At 36.3% G+C, this 19,295-nt stretch carries 19 protein-coding genes and 2 pseudogenes; 17 read left to right on the forward strand and 4 right to left on the reverse strand.

All coding sequences use genetic code 11. The annotated features are described in order from the left end of the window. Positions 1-188: 188 nt before the first annotated feature. Entirely contained in the window at positions 189-704 is a 516-nt protein-coding gene (locus BGM27_RS09105) for a hypothetical protein (protein WP_020954113.1), read from the forward strand. Positions 705-740: 36 nt separating this feature from the next. Continuing rightward, positions 741-1,103, forward strand: a complete 363-nt coding sequence (locus tag BGM27_RS09110; protein WP_020954112.1) for a hypothetical protein — start codon at positions 741-743, stop codon at positions 1,101-1,103. Between the two features lie 52 nt (positions 1,104-1,155). Here the strand turns inward: BGM27_RS09110 and BGM27_RS20885 are convergent, their stop codons facing one another. Next, complete coding sequence (locus tag BGM27_RS20885) at positions 1,156-1,308, reverse strand: hypothetical protein (protein ID WP_372712310.1); 153 nt, start codon at positions 1,306-1,308, stop codon at positions 1,156-1,158. A gap of 664 nt (positions 1,309-1,972) precedes the next feature. Between BGM27_RS20885 and BGM27_RS09115 the strand changes: the two genes are divergently transcribed. Continuing rightward, positions 1,973-2,170, forward strand: a complete 198-nt coding sequence (locus BGM27_RS09115; RefSeq protein ID WP_014470184.1) for a hypothetical protein — start codon at positions 1,973-1,975, stop codon at positions 2,168-2,170. 217 nt (positions 2,171-2,387) lie between these two features. On the opposite strand, the gene BGM27_RS09120 is transcribed toward BGM27_RS09115, so the two are convergent. Both BGM27_RS09120 and BGM27_RS09125 read right to left on the reverse strand, forming a co-directional pair. Continuing rightward, positions 2,388-3,200 (reverse strand): ATP-dependent DNA ligase, encoded by an 813-nt coding sequence (locus BGM27_RS09120; protein WP_020954111.1) that lies wholly within the window; start codon positions 3,198-3,200, stop codon positions 2,388-2,390. A 69-nt stretch (positions 3,201-3,269) separates the two neighbouring features. Continuing rightward, positions 3,270-3,944 (reverse strand): SOS response-associated peptidase, encoded by a 675-nt coding sequence (locus BGM27_RS09125; protein WP_020954110.1) that lies wholly within the window; start codon positions 3,942-3,944, stop codon positions 3,270-3,272. Between the two features lie 71 nt (positions 3,945-4,015). Here BGM27_RS09125 and BGM27_RS09130 point away from each other — a divergent pair. The 3 genes and pseudogenes from BGM27_RS09130 (at position 4,016) to BGM27_RS09140 (ending at position 5,389) form a co-directional block, all read left to right on the forward strand. Further along, a pseudogene (locus BGM27_RS09130) lies at positions 4,016-4,259 on the forward strand (hypothetical protein). Then, complete coding sequence (locus BGM27_RS09135; RefSeq protein WP_020954108.1) at positions 4,240-5,127, forward strand: hypothetical protein; 888 nt, start codon at positions 4,240-4,242, stop codon at positions 5,125-5,127. The pseudogene BGM27_RS09130 and the gene BGM27_RS09135 overlap by 20 nt, the downstream one beginning before the upstream one ends. Further along, positions 5,117-5,389, forward strand: a complete 273-nt coding sequence (locus tag BGM27_RS09140) for a hypothetical protein (protein ID WP_020954107.1) — start codon at positions 5,117-5,119, stop codon at positions 5,387-5,389. Before BGM27_RS09135 ends, BGM27_RS09140 begins: the two co-directional genes overlap by 11 nt. A gap of 31 nt (positions 5,390-5,420) precedes the next feature. Here BGM27_RS09140 and BGM27_RS09145 read toward each other — a convergent pair whose 3' ends face one another. Then, on the reverse strand, positions 5,421-5,597 hold the full coding sequence (locus BGM27_RS09145; protein ID WP_020954106.1) for a hypothetical protein: 177 nt from the start codon (positions 5,595-5,597) through the stop codon (positions 5,421-5,423). A 174-nt stretch (positions 5,598-5,771) separates the two neighbouring features. Between BGM27_RS09145 and BGM27_RS09150 the strand changes: the two genes are divergently transcribed. From BGM27_RS09150 to BGM27_RS09200, 11 genes and pseudogenes are all read left to right on the forward strand, one after another. Continuing rightward, the gene (locus BGM27_RS09150; RefSeq protein WP_020954105.1) at positions 5,772-6,596 is read left to right on the forward strand and encodes a poly-gamma-glutamate hydrolase family protein; all 825 of its coding nucleotides are present in this window, start codon (positions 5,772-5,774) and stop codon (positions 6,594-6,596) included. Then, positions 6,593-8,335 carry a right-handed parallel beta-helix repeat-containing protein gene (locus BGM27_RS09155; RefSeq protein WP_020954104.1) on the forward strand — a complete coding sequence of 581 codons (1,743 nt, stop codon included), beginning with the start codon at positions 6,593-6,595 and terminating at the stop codon, positions 8,333-8,335. Before BGM27_RS09150 ends, BGM27_RS09155 begins: the two co-directional genes overlap by 4 nt. Before the next feature lie 38 nt (positions 8,336-8,373). After that, complete coding sequence (locus tag BGM27_RS09160; RefSeq protein WP_020954103.1) at positions 8,374-8,751, forward strand: hypothetical protein; 378 nt, start codon at positions 8,374-8,376, stop codon at positions 8,749-8,751. Between the two features lie 505 nt (positions 8,752-9,256). Next, positions 9,257-9,631 carry a hypothetical protein gene (locus BGM27_RS09165; protein WP_020954101.1) on the forward strand — a complete coding sequence of 125 codons (375 nt, stop codon included), beginning with the start codon at positions 9,257-9,259 and terminating at the stop codon, positions 9,629-9,631. A 28-nt stretch (positions 9,632-9,659) separates the two neighbouring features. After that, on the forward strand, positions 9,660-10,574 hold the full coding sequence (locus BGM27_RS09170) for a hypothetical protein (RefSeq protein ID WP_020954100.1): 915 nt from the start codon (positions 9,660-9,662) through the stop codon (positions 10,572-10,574). 88 nt (positions 10,575-10,662) lie between these two features. After that, complete coding sequence (locus BGM27_RS09175) at positions 10,663-11,634, forward strand: ATP-binding protein (protein ID WP_020954099.1); 972 nt, start codon at positions 10,663-10,665, stop codon at positions 11,632-11,634. A gap of 41 nt (positions 11,635-11,675) precedes the next feature. Beyond that, positions 11,676-12,146 carry a hypothetical protein gene (locus BGM27_RS09180; RefSeq protein WP_020954098.1) on the forward strand — a complete coding sequence of 157 codons (471 nt, stop codon included), beginning with the start codon at positions 11,676-11,678 and terminating at the stop codon, positions 12,144-12,146. A gap of 14 nt (positions 12,147-12,160) precedes the next feature. Next, positions 12,161-13,675, forward strand: a complete 1,515-nt coding sequence (locus BGM27_RS09185; RefSeq protein ID WP_020954097.1) for a replicative DNA helicase — start codon at positions 12,161-12,163, stop codon at positions 13,673-13,675. A gap of 15 nt (positions 13,676-13,690) precedes the next feature. After that, on the forward strand, positions 13,691-14,827 hold the full coding sequence (locus tag BGM27_RS09190; RefSeq protein WP_020954096.1) for a hypothetical protein: 1,137 nt from the start codon (positions 13,691-13,693) through the stop codon (positions 14,825-14,827). Then, positions 14,827-16,554: a single-stranded-DNA-specific exonuclease RecJ gene (recJ, locus tag BGM27_RS09195; protein ID WP_020954095.1), complete on the forward strand. Its 1,728-nt coding sequence runs from the start codon at positions 14,827-14,829 to the stop codon at positions 16,552-16,554. Before BGM27_RS09190 ends, recJ begins: the two co-directional genes overlap by 1 nt. A 12-nt stretch (positions 16,555-16,566) precedes the next feature. After that, positions 16,567-19,107 (forward strand): annotated as a pseudogene (locus BGM27_RS09200) (PHP domain-containing protein); the annotation flags it as partial. Positions 19,108-19,295: the final 188 nt, after the last annotated feature.

Raw genomic sequence — 19,295 nt, forward strand, 5'->3', positions numbered from 1 at the left:
TGATAGACTAATAAACGGTTTTATAAGAGCGGAATCAAAAAAGATTGAAGTTATTGATATCAAATATAATTCAATAAATACAGGTCGAACTCATAATACAGCGTTGCTTATATATAGAGAAGGGATTTAAGATCATCAGGCAGTGGGACTGAATGAAATCGTGATTTTAAACAGATAGGAGGAAGCGAATGAATCAAGATATTCAGTTTTTAAAAGAACTTCAGCAAGAGTTGAAAAATCAAGACAGCGACTGTCAAGCTGCACCGCGTTTCTGGACAGTTGGCGATTATGAATGGGTCGAAGTTCGAGAAGAAAACGCAGAACGGTATTCTGTATACCTGCCATATATTGCAGAAGCATATGTTTTAGATGATTATTTAGAAGATTTAAAAGAAGATAGTGAGCTCTCTAAGGAAGCTTTAACAGAGTTGAAAAAGGATGACTTTGATGATCCTATTGAGTGGATTCAAAAATACATTGATGAAGAAGCAGAATTAATTCCAGAAAGAAAGGTTCATATTGTACGGCCGGATACAATGTTTTTGACCAAAGCAGAAGCGAAGGCTCATATCAAATTAAATAGGCATCACTACACTTCAGAAGCTCATACTTACGCAATGACAGCTTGGAGGGCACCGAAAGTAGAGCGGCTGCTTAAAATTCTCGAAACGTTTGATTGGAGTTCAATAACGATATCTAATTAAAAGATAGTTTTCAAAGTGAAAATGGGGGGAGTAACAATGAAAAAATTTGAAGAAATCATTAATCAAAAATCAGTACTCCTGAACGAATGGGAAGGAAAAGAAAAGGTTGACGTTTTGTCAGACTTTGAAGAAAAAGAAACTGATGTAAACATTCTGTTTGCCTCTTATGATGGTGACATTTGTGAAGGGCACGCTTGGGTTCTATTTGAAGAGGAAGGGAAATTGTTCGAGGTTAATGGTTCCCACTGTTCATGCCACGGTTTAGAAGATCAGTGGGAACCTGAAGAGGTTACTCTCAATGTTTTAGAACACAGGTTGTTGAATGGAACATTTGGAGAACCGGATTTTAAGGAAGAGCTATGTGACTTTTTGGGTGTTGAATTTAAATTAAACTCCTAGAAGATCGCTATCTAAAGCAGTAACCATATAGATATCGATCATAGAGAGAATATCAATCTCTATAACGCCTTCTTTCCTCAAAGTCATCGGGATACTCATTCTGCTTTGTCTTGGACTTGAATACAAACCAAATTACAGCAGCTAGCATGTAATCCATGACTTTATCAAAAGTCCAATTTGTGAATAGATCCATTAGAAATTTCATTACCTTTCACCTCCCAAGAATGTCCTATCTCTCTTAGATGACATGCGTAAGACATGCCTCTATTAATAAAAGAGTGAAAAGCAATATGAAAATCAAAAAGAATTGAAAAAAACATGAAGAAAATTGAGGTGGAGCATATGGGGCAAATATATGCGTGCTTTCTGAACGGTAAGTTGTACGGATGCGGCGACATCGAGTATATGAACGACCTATTCCGCGATTACGTTGTTTATTGCGAGATGTATGGGAGAGACGACTGTACATTCCGGATAACTACGAAGGAGAAAGCTCGTAGAGTATTGATTAACGAAACTATATACGAAAACAATGAAGCATTAAAACGATTGGAGGGTGAATAATTGCGGTTTTGGATTACGTACGGGGCATATGTTTTCTTTTTCGCATATTCGATCACACAGCTTATTACATTTGAGTCGGGTAACTATACCGGCTTGGCAGTATTTTTGATTCCCCTTATACTGTCGTCGTTTATAACAGCATTAGTCGTTTCCCTCGGGTTATTCGGAAGTAGTTCCCATAGCGGATATGGAAATGGAGGAGGAGAATAAATGACGAATATTCTAAATGATTTTGTGGGCTATGATATTTGGTGATTATTAAAGAATAAAAATAAAATAGTTATTTTAAAGGATGTGATTTATTTATGGGGAGAATTAATGAAGATGTTTTTCCTTGTGAGATTTGTGGAGAAACCATTGTTTATGAGCCATCTCTTGAATTTAGAGTAAAATGCGATTATTGCAATGCAGAATATTTAATTGAACGAACTGTAAAGATAACATTGTTATCAAAAGTGAAAATTCACAAGGAAAGGGGTATGAAAAATGAAAGAATTATTTAATTGGCAGAGAATAATGTTTTCTCCTAGGGTGTTATTAAATCACTCGAAATATAAGAATAGTCATACGAAAGTCATTGAGGATGGTTGGCGCTTTGATTGTCATATAGGGAAATATTATAAGTGGATTGAGATGGAATAGAACTAACTTAAAGTGTTAATGTAATAGATTTTGAATTTTGTTAAGAAAGAGACATTAAGGAATTATGTAACGGAGAGATTAGACTCTCCAGGATTCAAAGGAAGGTATGCGGAGTTTACCATGCTTAGTCTTAAATCTGTGCTTAACCTTACATAAGATCGGTTCTATAAATACATATTCATCAGATTCAGACTTTACATGTTTCATAGAGTGGAACTTACTTCGTTCTGCGTTCGGCATGAATTCCATAAATCCAGCTGCCGTACCATCAGGATAAGACAGAAGAAATTTTATATCCTCTTTGGTGTAGCCAGTGATAAGGACATCTGTGTAATCATAGTTAATCACTTTCAGCCAGCTGTGGGAACGTTTATTGATTTCATAAGGGGAGTTAGCTTTCTTTAGTACGATTCCTTCAAGATGCTTTTCTTTGGCTAGATTAAAGTAAGCTAACCCTTTTCCTTGCAGGCCCTCAATAACATATACATTATCGTGATCAAGGTTAAGATTTAAAAGCATGTTTTTACGTTCAGTGAGCGGCTTATTAGCGATTGAATGCCCATCAATATAAATTACATCGAATACACAGTAAACCACCTTATGGGCTGATTTCTTAGACATAAAGCGTTCCATTACAGCCTCGAAATCAGGAGCACCGCCTGGGGCAGCAACAATAATTTCACCATCTAAAACAGTTCCATTGGGTATATCGAGATCCAAGAGTTCTGGGAACTTGCTTGTTACTTCATTGTTGTGACGAGTATATAGCTTAATCTGATTATCAAATTTTGAAAGGATGAGTCTGATTCCGTCAAATTTGAGCTCAGTGAAATAGTTCTCGTCGTCAAATGGCTCTTTTATTGAATGCAATAACATTGGCGATACAAACAAAATATCACCTCCTACTTATAACATATTAGCTAAGCGAAGGTGATATATAAAGCGATATGGCAGTGGTACTTAATGGGATTCAATCAGCTCAGGTGAATTGTTTTTAGGTGAGTTCACTAAAGATGAAACTTGATAAGCTTCCATGTCATCAGAGTCATACGGCAGCAGAAGACTTTGAAGATAATCCGGATCGGTGTTTTTGGGATTTAGCCATTCCTTTTCATTCTCATCAGTAAGAATAACAGGCATACGATCATGTATGTCCTCCATAAGCTCATTGGGCTTTGTAGTAATGATTGTGCAGGTGTATAGCGGATTACCTTTAGGTGTATTCCACTTTTCATATAAGCCGGCAAATGCAAAGAGATTGGAGGATTTGAGCTTAATCCGCATAGGAATCTTAGTCTTCGGATCGAGACGTTTCCATTCATAAAAACTGTCCGCAGGGATGATGCAACGTTTGCTGACAAGCGGTTTTCTGAAGCTGGGTTTCTCGGCCAATGTTTCAGCGCGAGCATTGATCATTTTGTATCCGATCTTTTCATCCTTAGACCAGGGAGGAATAAGACCCCATCTTAGCTTACCCATACGGTTGTTTGATCCGTCGTTGATGATTGTAAGGATGTTTTGTGAAGGAGCAACGTTATAACTTGGATGGTATTCATCTTCAGACAAAAATTGATCTATATTGAACTGTTCGATGATGTCGTCAAACTCAGAAAATAAAGTGAACCTGCCACACATGTTCATCATCCTTTAGGGTTTTTTGAATATTGTACAGGCTTGATACACGAAAATCAAAAAGGAGGAATGTGATGCAACGGCAAACAGTTGAGGTAAAAGAAGTTGAAGTGTTGATTAGAGGTATATGGACAAAGAAGAAGTTCACGGATATCCAAAAGGGGCAAACATTCAAGATTGAGGAAAATGGAAGAGCAAAGAAATACATAGCAAGAACAGACCCTTATTGGGATGACATGTATGAGACTTACATAATTGATTTATAAGAATAAAAATAAAATTAAAAAGGGGAAATTTGATGAAGCTAATTGGTATTAAAACAAGTAACTGTTTTTTGGTGTCTGACAATATTGAAGGAAAGAAATATTTTCATAGTCAATTAGATGAATTGTTTTTCGATGGGAAACGAGCAACTGAAACGTATAAATCAGACTGGTTTAAGCTTGATAAGGAGCCAAGTGTTATTGAAAAACAAATGCCTGCTAAAAAAATCAATCAAAGGTATGAATTAAAAGAGGGGTTCCAGGAAACTGATTTGACGCCACAAGTAATTAAAACTTCTTACATAGGTGAAGACAGTGAATACTATGAAGTGAAGGGTTTATATGATTTAAAATTTGAAGAAGTCCCGCAACAGAATCAAAAAATTGAGTTTGAAATGAATGTAATTGAAGAAATTGACGGAGAACTTAAGTTGCAAAGCCATAATTTTAACTTGAATTATAACTTACTAGATAGAATTCAAACTCATCCAATGCTTCTTGAAACAAAGCCGTGTTACTTGTCCCGAGAAGAAAGCTATAAGATTATCAGAGACCATATTAAAGCCAATATTAACCCTAAATTGGCAAGAATCACGAGTGATTATGATTTCTGTTTAACTGTGGTCAAAGTTTTGGAGCTTTACAAACCTCAAGAGTACGTAGTTGATCTAAATGCAATGTACAAACGTAGAAAACCTAAACTTGAGAAAAGATTTCAAACAAAGCGGGAGGTTGAAATTTACAATGTTGCACCCAAAGCCTATCAGAGCTATCCAATTGTAGAGCCTTTTAGTGGTAATGACGTTGAAGATTTAAAGAGTAATATTAAGAAATTTTTAGATGATCTGATGACTAAAATCAATGAGCCCTTAGTCGAATGTGAATGCTGCAAAGGAAGAGGGGTTATTTTGAATGAAAATTAAATTGGACAAAGATTACATGGTAAATGAATTGGGGCTGCCTGAATCCTCAATTTTAGAAGAAATCACTGATACGTCTAGGTGGAGTATTCATTATCGTATTGTGTTTGCATTTCAAGACAAGTTTTATGAGACAACTTACAGGGAAGGCGCTACAGAGTTACAAGAGGAGAGACCATGGGAATACGATGACCAGGTTGAGTGTTTTGAAGTTGAGCTTAAGGAAGTTAAGGTTAGAAAATGGGTAAGAAAAGAAACTGAATAAAAACGATAATTTAAAGAGAAGGGTAAATACCCTATCTCCTGAAGTCTTCAATATTGTAACGTCTTTCACCGCATTGTAGACAGGCGTAATCAGTATGAGCACCAAGTGTATATTCTCTTCCTATTTGAGAATGATCACAGGGTGGATTACCTTTGTTTTCCCATTCTTTAGCGATTTCATCAATTTCTTCTGGAGAAAGTTTAATCACGAATAGCTCAATCCTTTCAAAGAGAGATACTCATATTTTACCTTAAGGAGTTGATTAATCGTATTGATTTTTGAATAAAAGTAATTTTTTATTTAAGGGGGTGATAACAATGTGAGTTACCTATGTGATTTGAGTTTTAAGAATAAAACAAAAATAAAAAGGAGTGGTTATTAATTGTTGAGGATTAAAAACAGAATAGAGGAAATGTTAAAAAAGATTGAAGAGGCAGAGAGGGTTTGCTATGACGGGCGCTCCCAACTCTGCATGCATCGTATCACTACGAAGCTATTAAAGTGTATCACAGTTAAGAAGACTTTTCCAGTCTTGGTGACAGCTCTAGCTTCATTTCTGAATCCAGTAAGTTCTCTAGCAGCAGACAAGTATCGAAACTTTGAAGAGCTTAAAGTGAATGAATCACCGTTCAGTTTCAGCGTATTCTCAAAAGAGCAAGACACTGATGTATTAATTCTTGCTCCCCATGGAGGTGGCATAGAAGGGGGAACAAGTGAGCTCGCTAAGGAATTAAGCGAAGCATACTCTACATATCTTTTTGAAGCTTTAAAGACACCAGGAGCATTTGATTTACATTTAACCAGTACGAATTTTGATGAACCACAAGCACTTGAAATGTTGAAGGAACATGAGTTCACACTGTCACTTCACGGTTATGCAAATAATGACCGGCATGTTTTAGTTGGCGGCACAGATCGAGACAAAGCTGAAGCGATAACAAGTACATTAAATAATGCTGGTTACTCTGCAGAGCTTCTTGACGAAGGGACAAGGCTATCTGGTAGCAACCCGAATAATATTGCCAATAAAAATAAAACAGGAAAGAGCATTCAACTTGAGTTAAGTACTGGACTGCGCAAATCAATGTTTAACACCTTTTCTCTAAAAGGACGCTCAGGCACAAGAAATGAGAACTTTTATAACTTCATTGACACTCTGTCACGGTTTATCAATGGGAATGTAGAAGGGAAGGGTTTGGCAACATGAACATGCAGCAGCCATTATACTATTCTGTTGATGCTCTGGATTGGGGAATTGATGATAAAGGGTCAAATGCTATTGAAACGACAGAAGGGATAAACCGAGCTTTAAAGTACGCAAGCTCAAAATCATTCTATAAAGTACATATTCCAAAAGGTACCTATCTAATTGATGCTGTGAATACATCAAGGCGGCTGCCTGAATTCGGCGGAGGTATAAATGTTCCTTCAAATATTGAGCTAGTACTTCATCCAGAGGCAATATTTAAGGTGTTGCCAAATGATTCTCAAGGCTATTCCTGTTTCTATATCGGCCAAGCGAGTAATGTAACGATTCGCGGTGGTCAAATTATAGGTGACCGGTATGAACACGATTATTCAAAAGTAACTTCAATTAAAAGGACACATGAATGGGGATACGGAATTCATATTCATGGTAGCAGTAATGTGTTAATTGAAAATGTACAAGTCTCTGACTGTATTGGAGATAACATTTGGATAGCAGCTGATGGAATGATGAATACTTCAGGAACATATACGCCTTCAAAGAATGTAACCGTTCGAAAGTGTACTCTTTTGAGAGGGAGAAGAAATAATCTGGCTACCAATGGTTGTGAAGGTCTTCTTGTAGACGACTGTGATATAGAGGAAGCTGGGGGAGATACAATTGGGCCGCAATTAGGAATTGATTTAGAGGGCTTTGGAGAAAACGGAATTAAATATGATCACCCGTATAAATTAACTGTGCGAAACTGCAGGTTTAAAAACAACGGACGTGGATCCGTTACAGCTCACACAAGCGGTCAAGTAATTATTGAAGGGAACTACAGTGACAACGTTATTTCTTACGGATTCAGCACTGATGTCAGCATTAAAAACAACAAGATAATCAATGATGCAGAGGTTAAGAAATACGGAATTGACTCGGTTGGTGTTTCAAGTACGGAATCCGGAAACAGAGTTCAAATTGAGGGCAATACGGTAAGAGGGTTTGAAGTAGGAATTTGCGCAAGAGGAAAAGGCGTGTCGATATCAAATAATACTCTAGAAGGGATAAAGGCATGTCCAATTGCAACACATCAGGCAGAAGATGTATTAATCACAGATAACAGAATAGAGAACAGTGACTGCATTCAAGTCCAGGTTAGAAACTCAAATGATGTAAGGGTTGTGAACAACAAAGGGAAAGGAACAATCTCAGCATACGCTGTAAAGATAATGGACTCTACCCGGATCAGTCTAATTAATAATGAATTTGTAAATGTGTACGGTGGAATTTATTGCGAAAGGTCTCAGTCAGTTCGTTTAAAGGGGAATGACTTATTGTTAAACGGAAGTGGATACGGCATTTTCTGGGATAAGGACTCTTCCGTCTCGCTGCAACGAAATGAAATTCATGAGCCTAGGAACGTAGCAATTAAAGGCACTCCTGAGAAGTACAGTTGTCAGATTAGTGAGAATCAGATTTATTTCTGTAAAGCATTAATCGCTATTCAACTGACTGGTGGATCAGAACACATATTAAAGGATAATGAGATCATGTTTAACAGGTCAACAGACCAAGGATATGGTGTTTATTTGGAGAATACGGACAAAGTACGTCTCGTCAGAAACGATGCGCGTGGAATTGGAGGTAAGTTATTATCTCACCCGTATTGCACAGATAAAGCAAAGAATACAACCTTAATTCATAACACATTCGATAGTGGGACGCTGAAGACAGCAGAAGGAGATATTGTAGTCTAAATAAAATTGTAGTTTTAACAAGATTGGGAGATGGATATATGGCCAATATTTTAAGTAAAGAACAAGATGAAGCAATCCGGTATTTCAAGAACAAGCTAAACATATCGGAAAAACTGTACATATCCCTAATTAATTTTAATCTGCTTAGAGATAAACACGAAGACTTTGGCAATAGACTATATGAGCTTTATAAAACAGATCCTTATCTGTATATCAAAGCGCTCAAAGAAGGTTACGTGGTTGATCAGCCAATTGAATTTAATGAAGCAATTGTGCGGTTCTATGATGGTGAAGAACTTGCTGTAATTCATAAGACCACTGGGAAAAGATATAATGTAAATGTAAAAATGAAAAAGCTTCCTGACGGTTTTACGCTGCAAACAATGAACATGTGGTCATGGAGTGAAGTTGTTTAATTTTAGAATTTTCACTCGTTTTGATTTGTCATATCGTTAAGTGGGTACATTAAGGATGAGAAGGAAAAGGCTCTCTCATAATAATGTTAAGGGGTGTTTAATGTGTTGGTATATGAATATGGCAGAACGAAGCAAGAAGCTCTGTCTAACCTATGTAGAAAAATGATCCGTGAGTACCCAGATGAAACTTTCACAACGGACTTTGCAAAAGTTTCTGATTACGGTAATGAAGGATCAGATAAGAGATACGTAGCTGAATTTCGGGTATAGGATAGTTTGTTATACAGAAGCGCCTAAGCAAAGGTGCTTCTTAACTCTCGATATGACTTTATAAAATTACGCTGTTGGGAGTGGAAACAAGAAAATCATTCTTCAGATGCAGTCTGTACCGCAATTGATAAAGATACTCATTAAAACTTTTTAGAATAAAAATAAAATAGTTATTGACCGTTTCGTTTTGGTGATGTAAGATTAAGTTATCCCAAAGAGAGAAAGGAGGAAAGAGATGAAAAAGGAATTAAAGATACTGAAAGTATCAGCTGAAGCTTTACATACCTACAAAAACGATGTCAAAAGGAATTACGACATTGATGAAGACCAAGCAAGGAGAAAATTAACCAGGAATGTGATGTTGGTAAAGGAATTTAAACCACAGGGAATTAAAAGAGGTCTTTTTTCTAAAACATACTCATATGGAAACTTAAAGATCACAATTCGGCATGGAACAGTAATAAGGATAGAAAATGTAAAAGGTGATCCTGAACCTTGGGACTTTCCAAAAAAGAGATACATAGAATTAAACAAGCTACTGGGTATCAAGGATTGTAAGTTTAGTAGTAAGTCTCATTATAGGCATTTTAAGAGTAAAAATAAAATATAAACGAAAAAGAAAGAGGTTGATTATTTAAATGGCAGAAAATAAAACAGTATTACGTGAAGCATCAAATGTTGTAACTATTGAGGGGACACTTGCTGAGGTAAGACACACTGAGTGGAAAAGCGGCAAGGGGTTAAATATTGAATTAGACATTGAGGTTGCGCCAAATGAAGTACATACAGTGAAGGGCTTTTCAAAATATAAGAAAGCTGATGGCACAGATAATGCTATTGCCAAAGGGTATCAAACTATTATCAGTGATTATAAGTCCATTGCAGAACACGGGAGAGATCAAGCTGATAAAGTGAGAATTACCCAAGGAAAGATTGGATTGAATGAATATTACTCTCAAGGGATTTTAAAGGCGTATCCACAGTTAACGACTAACTTTGTAAATAGACTGGACGCCAATGAAGAATTCAATCCAAGAGCAGAATTTGATGTTGAGCTGTTTGTAAAGAATGTAACCGAAGAAAAAGTAAAAGGTGAAGAAACGGGCAGAGTTAATTTAAATGGTTATATTCCTTTATATGGTGGGAAAGTAATTCCGTTTGAATTTGTAGTTACAAAAGAAGGATCTCAATACGTTGAAAATAATTATGAAAAAGGGTCTACTGTTAACGTTTTTGGAAAGATTATTAACTTTAAAGAGCAAAAAGTAACGACCAAAACAGCAGCATTTGGCGAAGACAAGAAAGAAATCACTATTAATTCGAAAAGAGAGTACCTAATTACAGGTGGAAATGATCCATATGACGAGGATAGCAAAAATGCTTTTAATGCAGATGCAATTAAAAAAGCATTGACTGAAAGAGAGATTTACCTAGATGAGCTTAAGAATGAAAGTGGCAATGAGAACAATAAAAAGTCTGGGTTTGGCGGAAGCGCTCCTAATAACAAGCCTTCAAAGCCGGTTGAAATTTCAGATGATGACCTACCTTTTTAAAGGATAAAAATAAAATATCGTAACAGAAAATACATAACTGGGGTGGGCTTTGACTCACCCATCAAATCAAAATTAAAGGAGAGTTTAAATGGCAATTGATATTTTCAATCCTCAAGTTTCAGTAGTCGCAAAAGGTTTAGAGGGAAAAGTTATTACTATCTATGGTTCTAACAACTTGGGTAAGACAAAACAAAGCACACGAATGAAGAAACCTTTATACTTGCCATTTGAAAAAGGTTTGAATGCCATCGCAGGTGTTCAATTTATGGCTATTAATAGCTGGGCGGATTTTAAGAAGGTTAATAAACAGTTAACCAAAAATGCAGAAAAGGCAAAAGAAATGTATCAGACAATTATTGTTGATGAAGTAGATGCATTTGCTAAATATGCAACCAGATATGTTTGTGAGCAATATGATGTAGAACGGATCAAAGATGGAAATGATGGGTTTGGTCTTTGGAAAGAGTATGAAACAGAAGTATGGGAAGAGATTAATAAACTCATTGGTGTAGGATTTACTGTTATCTTTATTGCTCATGCTGCAGAGGACAAAAAAGGAAAAGTTTATCCTAAAGGTGATAAACGTGTATTGGCCCCAGTTATTGATAACAGTGATATTGTACTTTATCTAAGTTCTAATGGTGTTGATGAAGATAGAAAGGTTATCAAATCAAGCGCCTGGTTGGCTGAAACAGATGAGCATTTTGCACGTAGCCGATTCGATTACATTGACACATACCTTCCTGAATTCACTGCAGAGAACCTGGAGAAGGCCATTATCGAGGCAGTTGAAAGACAGGAAGAAGCAGAAGGCATTGTTGCTGTTACATATGAAGAGCAAAAACAAAACAATGCTTCAGAGGAGCTTGATTATGACTCTTTGATGGAGCAAATCAAAGAAGTTGGAATTAAGCTCAATGAAGAAGGACGACTGGAAGAGGTTAATCAGATTACAGAGAAACATTTAGGCAAGGGAGTTAAAGTGACTGAATGCAGCCGCAAACAAGTAAACGTTATGTCTGTAATCTTGGATGACCTAAAGGATCTTCTAACTAAATAAACAGGAGGGATTATTCCCTCCTCCTTATTAGGGGTGATTAATTGGGGAGACAAGTCAAATGTCCATATTGTGAGACTAAATTAGATAAAGATTTAGCGATTTCTTATAAAAAAAGATACTACCATGAACAGTGCTTCAACACGTGGAGACAAGAGGCAGACCATCGAAAAGAGTTACTTCAATACATATGCAATTTATATGGTCTTTCATCTCCGACCGGTATGATGTTAAAACAAATCAAAGAGTTTCAAGAGGATTATGGTTATAAGCTAAAAGGAATTGAGCTTGCGCTTAAATACTTTTATGAAACACTGGAGAATCACCCAAGAGAAGGTGACGGTATTGGAATCGTCCCTTTTGTATATGACGAAGCTAAGCGACATTACATAAAACAAAAGGCAATCCAAAAATCAGCTGAAGACCCTAAGAATCACAAAAGAGAAGAAATCACGTTAATTATAAAAAAGGGATTGAGAAAGAAAAGGGGACTTGTTGACATCTCAACATTATAGGAAGGAGAGTCCATTTGCTACAAGATAAACAGGCAATTATTCAGGTTTTAGGAAGCATACTCAAGGATCCCACAATCTTGTCTGAAAGCAACAAGTATAGGATTACTTCGGATGATTTCCCTTCAAGATTTCACTCAATACTGTTTTTTGCTATGAGTAACTTATTCCAGCAAGGGACGGAAGTATTGAATGAGGTTGAGATAGATGGATATCTAAAAGATTACGACATTCAATATAAGATTTTTCATGATAACAATGGCCTTGAATACATCGAAAGAATTCAAGAGCTGGCTGTAGTCGAAAACTTTGATTACCACTACAAAAGACTAAAAAAGTTTAGTTTGCTCAGAGAAATGAGCGGCTTAGGTTTCGATATCAAGGAAATTTATGATGAAACTATAATTGATCCAAAAGAACAAGAAAAAATGCAGGAACAGTTTGATAAGAAATCGATTGACGAAATTCTAGCAGCTTATGAAATGAAGATTGTAGAAGTAAAAGAGAAGTTTCGAACCTCATCCGAAAGCGTGGGAATTCAAGGTGGAGAAGGCATTGATGAGTTATTAGATTCTTTTGAGGAGTCGCCGGATATTGGGGTGCCACTAAATAGCGAAATGCTTACGTCAATTTTCCGCGGGTCTCGCAAGAAAAAGTTTTACATTCGCTCAAGTATTACCGGTGGTGGTAAAACAAGAAATATGGTTGCTGATGCTTGTCGATTAAGTGCAACTGAGTTGTACGACCTTAAAAAGAAGGAGTGGGTGAAAAATCCTTGGGATGAAAGTTCCGCGGTCATCTCAACGGAAATGATGGGAGAGGAATTGCAAAGCTTGGCACTTGCCTATATCAGTGGTGTAGAAGAGAAAAAAATACTCAGAAATACTATTAATGAGCAAGAAAAACAGCTTGTACGCAAAGCTGCTAAAGTTCTTCAAGAGTCCAATATTTGGTTTGAGCATCTTCCAGATTTCAATATCCAGGAGATCGAGAGAACGATTGAAAAGAATGTAATTAAAAATAATGTTGAGTACATTTACTTTGATTATATTCACTCATCGGTGACAATTTTTTCGGAGATGAGTAAAAAAAGCGGAATCAACCTAAGAGAGGATCAAATCCTTTTGCTTATGTCTGATAAGTTAAAGGGCTTATGCAATAAATACGATGTCTATATGATGAGTGCTACTCAGTTAAATGGTGAATGGAAAGAGGCATGGCAAAAAGGACAAGTTATAGATGCATCTTACCTTAGAGGAAGTAAAGCTATTGCAGATAAGACTGATGCTGCAATGATTATTCTCCCTTTAAGCAAAAAAGAGAAGGATGCTATTGATCCGATTTTAAAAGCAGGTTTTTATTCAGAGCCAAATTTTGTTACACATGTGTTTAAAAACAGGGGGAATGAGTACGACAAAGTAAAAGTCTTCTCCTTTATAAATATGGGGAATATGCGCATCAAGGATTGTTTCACAACAAATCTCGATAACGAATTAATTACAGTTGAAAAATTGAATGTTAAAGCAGGATAAGGGGTGTAGCACCCTTTGAAATATGATAAGGACAGAATAAAAGAAAGTCTTACGCTTGAGGATATACATAAAATATTAAAAGAATTGGGTAGCGAAAATAATCAATGGGATCAACAAGGAAACCCAATATACAGAACCGTTTGCCATAACGCTTCTGGGGGAAGCTACAAGCTGTATTATTATCACGAAGCAAAGCAATTTCATTGCTATACAGAATGTGGAGATACATTCGATGTCTTTGAGCTTGTTATACGAGCAAAAAGTCAAAAAGGGATCAATATACCTTTCAATCAAGCCATTGAGTATGTTGCAAGGCTGGCGGGGAGAACATTTGGTTTCGGTAATAGAGAGACATTTACGAACAATGATTTAATTGATGACTGGGAATGGATGGGGAAGTTCAATAAGAAGAAAAAGATAGCCATTGAACTTCCCAGCTTCAATGAAACTGTTTTAGATGTGTTTATGCCTTATCCTCATCAAATGTGGTTGGACGAGGGGATAAGCATGCAAACATTAAATAATTTTGAAATTGGTTACTATTTTAGAACTCACACAGAAGGGATAACTATTCCACATCGAGATTTAAATAATAGATTGATTGGCATACGTAGACGATCTCTTATTAAAGAGGAAGTTGATGCCGGCTATAAATATATGCCTTTAAAAGTTGGGAACACCCTGTATAATCATCAGACCATGATGAATTTATATGGATTACATAAAACAAAAGATTCAATTGAAAGGTTTAAAAAAGCCTTAATTTTTGAATCAGAAAAGTCTGTTTTAAAATGCCAGGACTTTTATGGTGAAGCAAATTTCACATGTGCAGTCTGTTCAAACAACATTTCAAATTTTCACCGTGATATCTTACTTTCTCTTGGAGTGGAAGAAGTGTTTATTGCTTTAGATAAATATAGACCACCGAAAGAGCATGAGACAGAGGAGAAGTATCAACGTAAACTGCTAGAGTATCAGAAAAAAATCTTGAAGCTTGCAGCAAAATTTACTCCGTATGTTCGTGTGTATGTTTTATGGGATTTTGAAAACATGCTGGATTATAAAGACAGTCCAGCTGATAAGGGAAAAGACGTTTTAGAGGAGTTGATGAGAAGAAAAATAGAAATCAATACGAATGAAGGAGGGATTTAGTGGCTTATAAGCTCATTGGCAACAATGATTATAATTTCAATCCATTATCGACAATTTTTAAAAACAGAGGGATTGAAAATCCGAAGAGCTTTGTTGATGTGAACCAGAGCTCAGTCATTCATTTTTCAAAACTCGATAACATTGATAAAGCATCTGATTGTTTAATAAAGCATTTAGAGAATGAAAATAAAATATTTGTTCAAGTGGATAGCGATGTAGATGGGTACACATCCAGTTCAATCATTATCAATTACATAAAAGCAATTTATCCGAAAGCTGACATACGATACCGGATTCATGAGGATAAAGAGCACGGCATTTTCATTGATACAATTCCTGATGATGTCGACTTAGTTTTAATTCCGGATGCTGGATCAGGTCAATTTGATGAACATGAGGAGCTAAAAAAGAATGGCGTAGATGTAATTGTTATTGACCATCATGAATGTGAAAGAGAATCTAAACACGCTATAGTCGTCAACAATCAGCTCTCGACTGAGTATTCAAACAAAACATTAACGGGTGCTGGAATGGCATATAAGCTTTGCCAGGCCATTGATTATAAGCTAGGCAAAACCAAAGCAGAACAATTTTTAGATCTTGTTTCTATTGGTAATATAGCCGATTCAGCTGATTCAAGAAATCTAGAGACCAGGTACTTTATGAATGAAGGCTTAAGGAACATTAAGCATCCATTAATCAAAAAGCTCTTTAAAAAACAAGAGTTTTCAACCAAGGGTTGCACAAACATACAGAACACACAGTTCTTTATTAATCCATTAATTAACGCAGCTATAAGGGTCGGTAGCAGTGAAGAAAAAGATCAATTGTTGAGATCGTTTCTGTTGTCTAAAGAAAAAGTTCCATATAAGAAACGTGGACAAGATGAAATCAATCTCGTGTCAATTCACGATGACACAGTCAGGATTTTGGGGAACCTTAAAGCTAAACAGAAACGCATTGTTGATGCAGCTACAGTGGAAATTAAAAACAGAATTGAAGGAAAGAATTTGGTAGCTAATAAAGTGCTTATAGTCTACACTGAGGGAATTTTGGATAAAAGCTTGACTGGGCTAGTAGCAAATGTACTTGCAGGTGAATATAAAAAGCCAGTTTTGCTGGCTAGAAAAAGCGATGAAGAAGAAGGGATGTTGAGCGGGTCTATTCGAGGGTATGAGACTGGCTACATCAAAGATTTTAAAAAAGAGCTAACAGATACTGGGCTGTTTGAATTTGTTGAAGGCCATCCAAATGCAGCCGGATTTGCAATCAAGCGTGAAAACTTGATTTTGGTTAATGAAGTTCTAAATGAAAAATTTAAAGATGTAGAGACAGGTGAAGAAGTTCAAAATGTTGACTTTGAGATACCGGCTAATCAACTTAGAAAGGAATTTTTAATTAAGCTGTATAGCTATAAAGATTATTGGGGCTATAAGGTCGAAGAACCATTAGTAGCAATAACAGAACTAGAAGTTGATACTGATCAAATTGAACACATAGGGAAAAAGAACAAGACAACAATCAAGTTTAAACATGGAGATATTGAATACATACGCTTTAAAAGCGATACAGAATACTTTGAGAAACTTACTCAATCAAATGGAACTTTAATACTTAATGTTGTTGGTAAGGCAAAGGTAAATGAATATAAGGGCAGACAAACACCTCAAATTGAAATTTATGACTTGGAGGTGGTTCGTACAAAGAAAAAAGAACTTGTGTTTTAAGGGGGATGAAAATTGATTGGATGTCACTGTCACACTGATAAAAGTAACATAAGGCTTCTCGATTCAACAAATTCAGTAGGAGAATTGCTTAAAACAGCGGTTCAGATGAATTATAAAGGATTGGCCATAACTGACCATGAGGTTCTTTCAGCGCATTTGGAAGCAATTAAGACTGTCAGAGAAATGAAGAAAGAAGGGGATATGCCTGCAGATTTTAAACTCATACTTGGGAATGAAGCGTATTTAGTCGATTCACTTGAAGAAGTTCGTGATAACTATAAGTCAGGACACACAAAGTTTCCGCACTTTTTAATGTTGGCAATTGACCCTATAGGACATGAGCAGCTAAGAATACTGTCTTCACAAGCCTGGGAAAATTCATTTTACACAGGAACAATGGAAAGAGTGCCAACAGTTAAAAAGGATGTAGAAGAACTGCTTAGCAAAGATCCAGGTCATATTATCGCTACAACAGCTTGTCTTGGCTCTGAGGTGAATATCAATTTACTCAGAATCAAAGAATGCGAAGAAAGCGGAGACATTCAGTCAATCAAGCAGCACAAATTAAAAATTCATGAGTTTATAACATGGTGTATTAAAGTCTTTGGGAAAGATAAGTTCTTTATTGAGCTTCAACCAGCTTTAAGTGAAGAGCAAATTTATTGTAATAAGAAACTTGTTAATATAGCTAACGGTTATGGATTGAAAATGATTGTCACAACCGATGCACACTTTCTTAGACCGGAAGATAGGGCAATTCATCAAGCCTTTTTAAACGCCAAGGATGGAGAGAGAGAAGTCGACTCTTTTTATGAAGCATGTTTTGTTCAGAATGTTGATGAAATTCATGAGAGAATGGACTACATGGACGAAGAGATCATCAATGAGGCCATTGAAAACACATTGCTAATTGGAGAGATGATTGAAGACTATACTATTGAGCACGAACCAATTATTCCAAAAATGGAGCTACCCCAGTTTAAATTAAGACATTTATTTAAACCAGCATATAATGAGTATGAGTACATAAAGAAGATGTCTGAATCAAAAGATGAGCAGGACAGATATCTCTTGAAATTAATTGAAGATGGCTTTGATGATAAGCTGAAAACAAATGAACTAACAAAGGAAGCATTTCACAAAATATTAAATAGGATTAATGTTGAGCTAGGAGAGCTTTGGGAAATCAGCCAAAAGCTAAACCAGTCCATGTCTTCTTATTACATAACAGTCAGAGAAATAATTAATATTATTTGGGATGATGAGTGTGGTGGAGATAGTTTAGTTGGGGCAGCCAGGGGAAGTGCAGCAGGGTACTTAGTTAACTATCTACTCGATAACACTCAAATCAATCCAATGCAGTATGATCTGCCGCATTGGAGACACATACATAAATCAAGACCTGATCTTCCCGATATAGATATTGATACGGAGGGCTCTAAAAGACAAAAAATTCTTAAGGCTCTTAGAGAAAGGTTTGGGGACAAGCGGGTGCTTCAGATAGCTACCTTTGGGACTGAGGGTTCCAAGTCGGCACTTCAAACAGCGTGTAGAGGTATAGGAATCGATAATGACATATCTCAATACTTAAGCGGAATGATTCCTTTTGAAAGAGGATCAAACTGGCCTTTATCGCATTGCTTTTTTGGTGACAAAGAGACTGGCAGGAAACCAATCAAAGAGTTTATTAGGGAAATTGAGCAATATCCAAACCTTAAAGAAACAGCTTTAAAAATTGAGGGTTTGACTAATAAGCGCTCTTCTCATGCAGCTGGAGTAATCATATTTAATGATGAGTATACAAAATCCAATGCAATGATGAAGACTCCTAAAGGGGCTTATATTACACAATTTAATATGGGTGATAGTGAAGCCATGGGATCGGTAAAGTTTGATCTTCTTACGATTGAGGCTTTAGATAAGATTCGAGTAACCTTAGATCAATTAATCGAAAACAAAGAAATTGAATGGCAAGGAAACTTAAAGGAAACATACAAGAAATACATTCATCCAGACGTAATTGAGTATGAAGATCCAAGGCTGTGGGAAATGGCCGGCAATGGAGAGATCATGGATTTGTTTCAGTTCTCAACTGAAGTTGGGCATCAATCAGTGGTTAAAGTAAAACCTAAGAACTTGCTTGAAGCAGCTGTAACCAATTCATTAATGAGGCTTATGTCAGACGGCGAAGAACAACCTGTGGATACATATGTTAAATACAAAAATGACCTTAGTGCATGGTATGAAGAGATGAAGCGATACGGTCTAAACGACAAAGAAATCAAAGTAATGGAGAGACACCTTAAGGATATTTATGGTGTTGCTGATACTCAGGAAGTCGTTATGCTGATGGTTATGGATAAGGATATAGCTAACTTCAACATTAAAGAATCTAATTATCTTAGGAAATCCATAGCAAAAAAGAAAGAAGATGTATTAAAAGAAGTAGAGGAATTGTTTTTCAAAAAAGGAAAGAAGATTGGCACTTCAGATAGCCTTTTGAATTATGTCTGGAATGTTCAATTTAAAAGACAATTTGGGTTAACTGATAGCCCGTATGTGGTGAACCTGTAAGTGCAGGGTGTGTCCATTTAGGATGCTAACGGTGGAACTCTAAGGGAGATATCCTATGACAATACCGTGCCAAGCCTAATTTTAGGAAGGTGTAACGACTATCCCTTATGGGAGTAGTTTGCAGGTGAAATTCCTGCTTACGAAGCGCCACACATCTACGCTAAAAA

The sequence above is a fragment of the Bacillus sp. FJAT-27001 genome (genome assembly GCF_019039175.1).
In the GTDB taxonomy this organism is placed as follows: domain Bacteria; phylum Bacillota; class Bacilli; order Bacillales; family Bacillaceae; genus Bacillus; species Bacillus velezensis.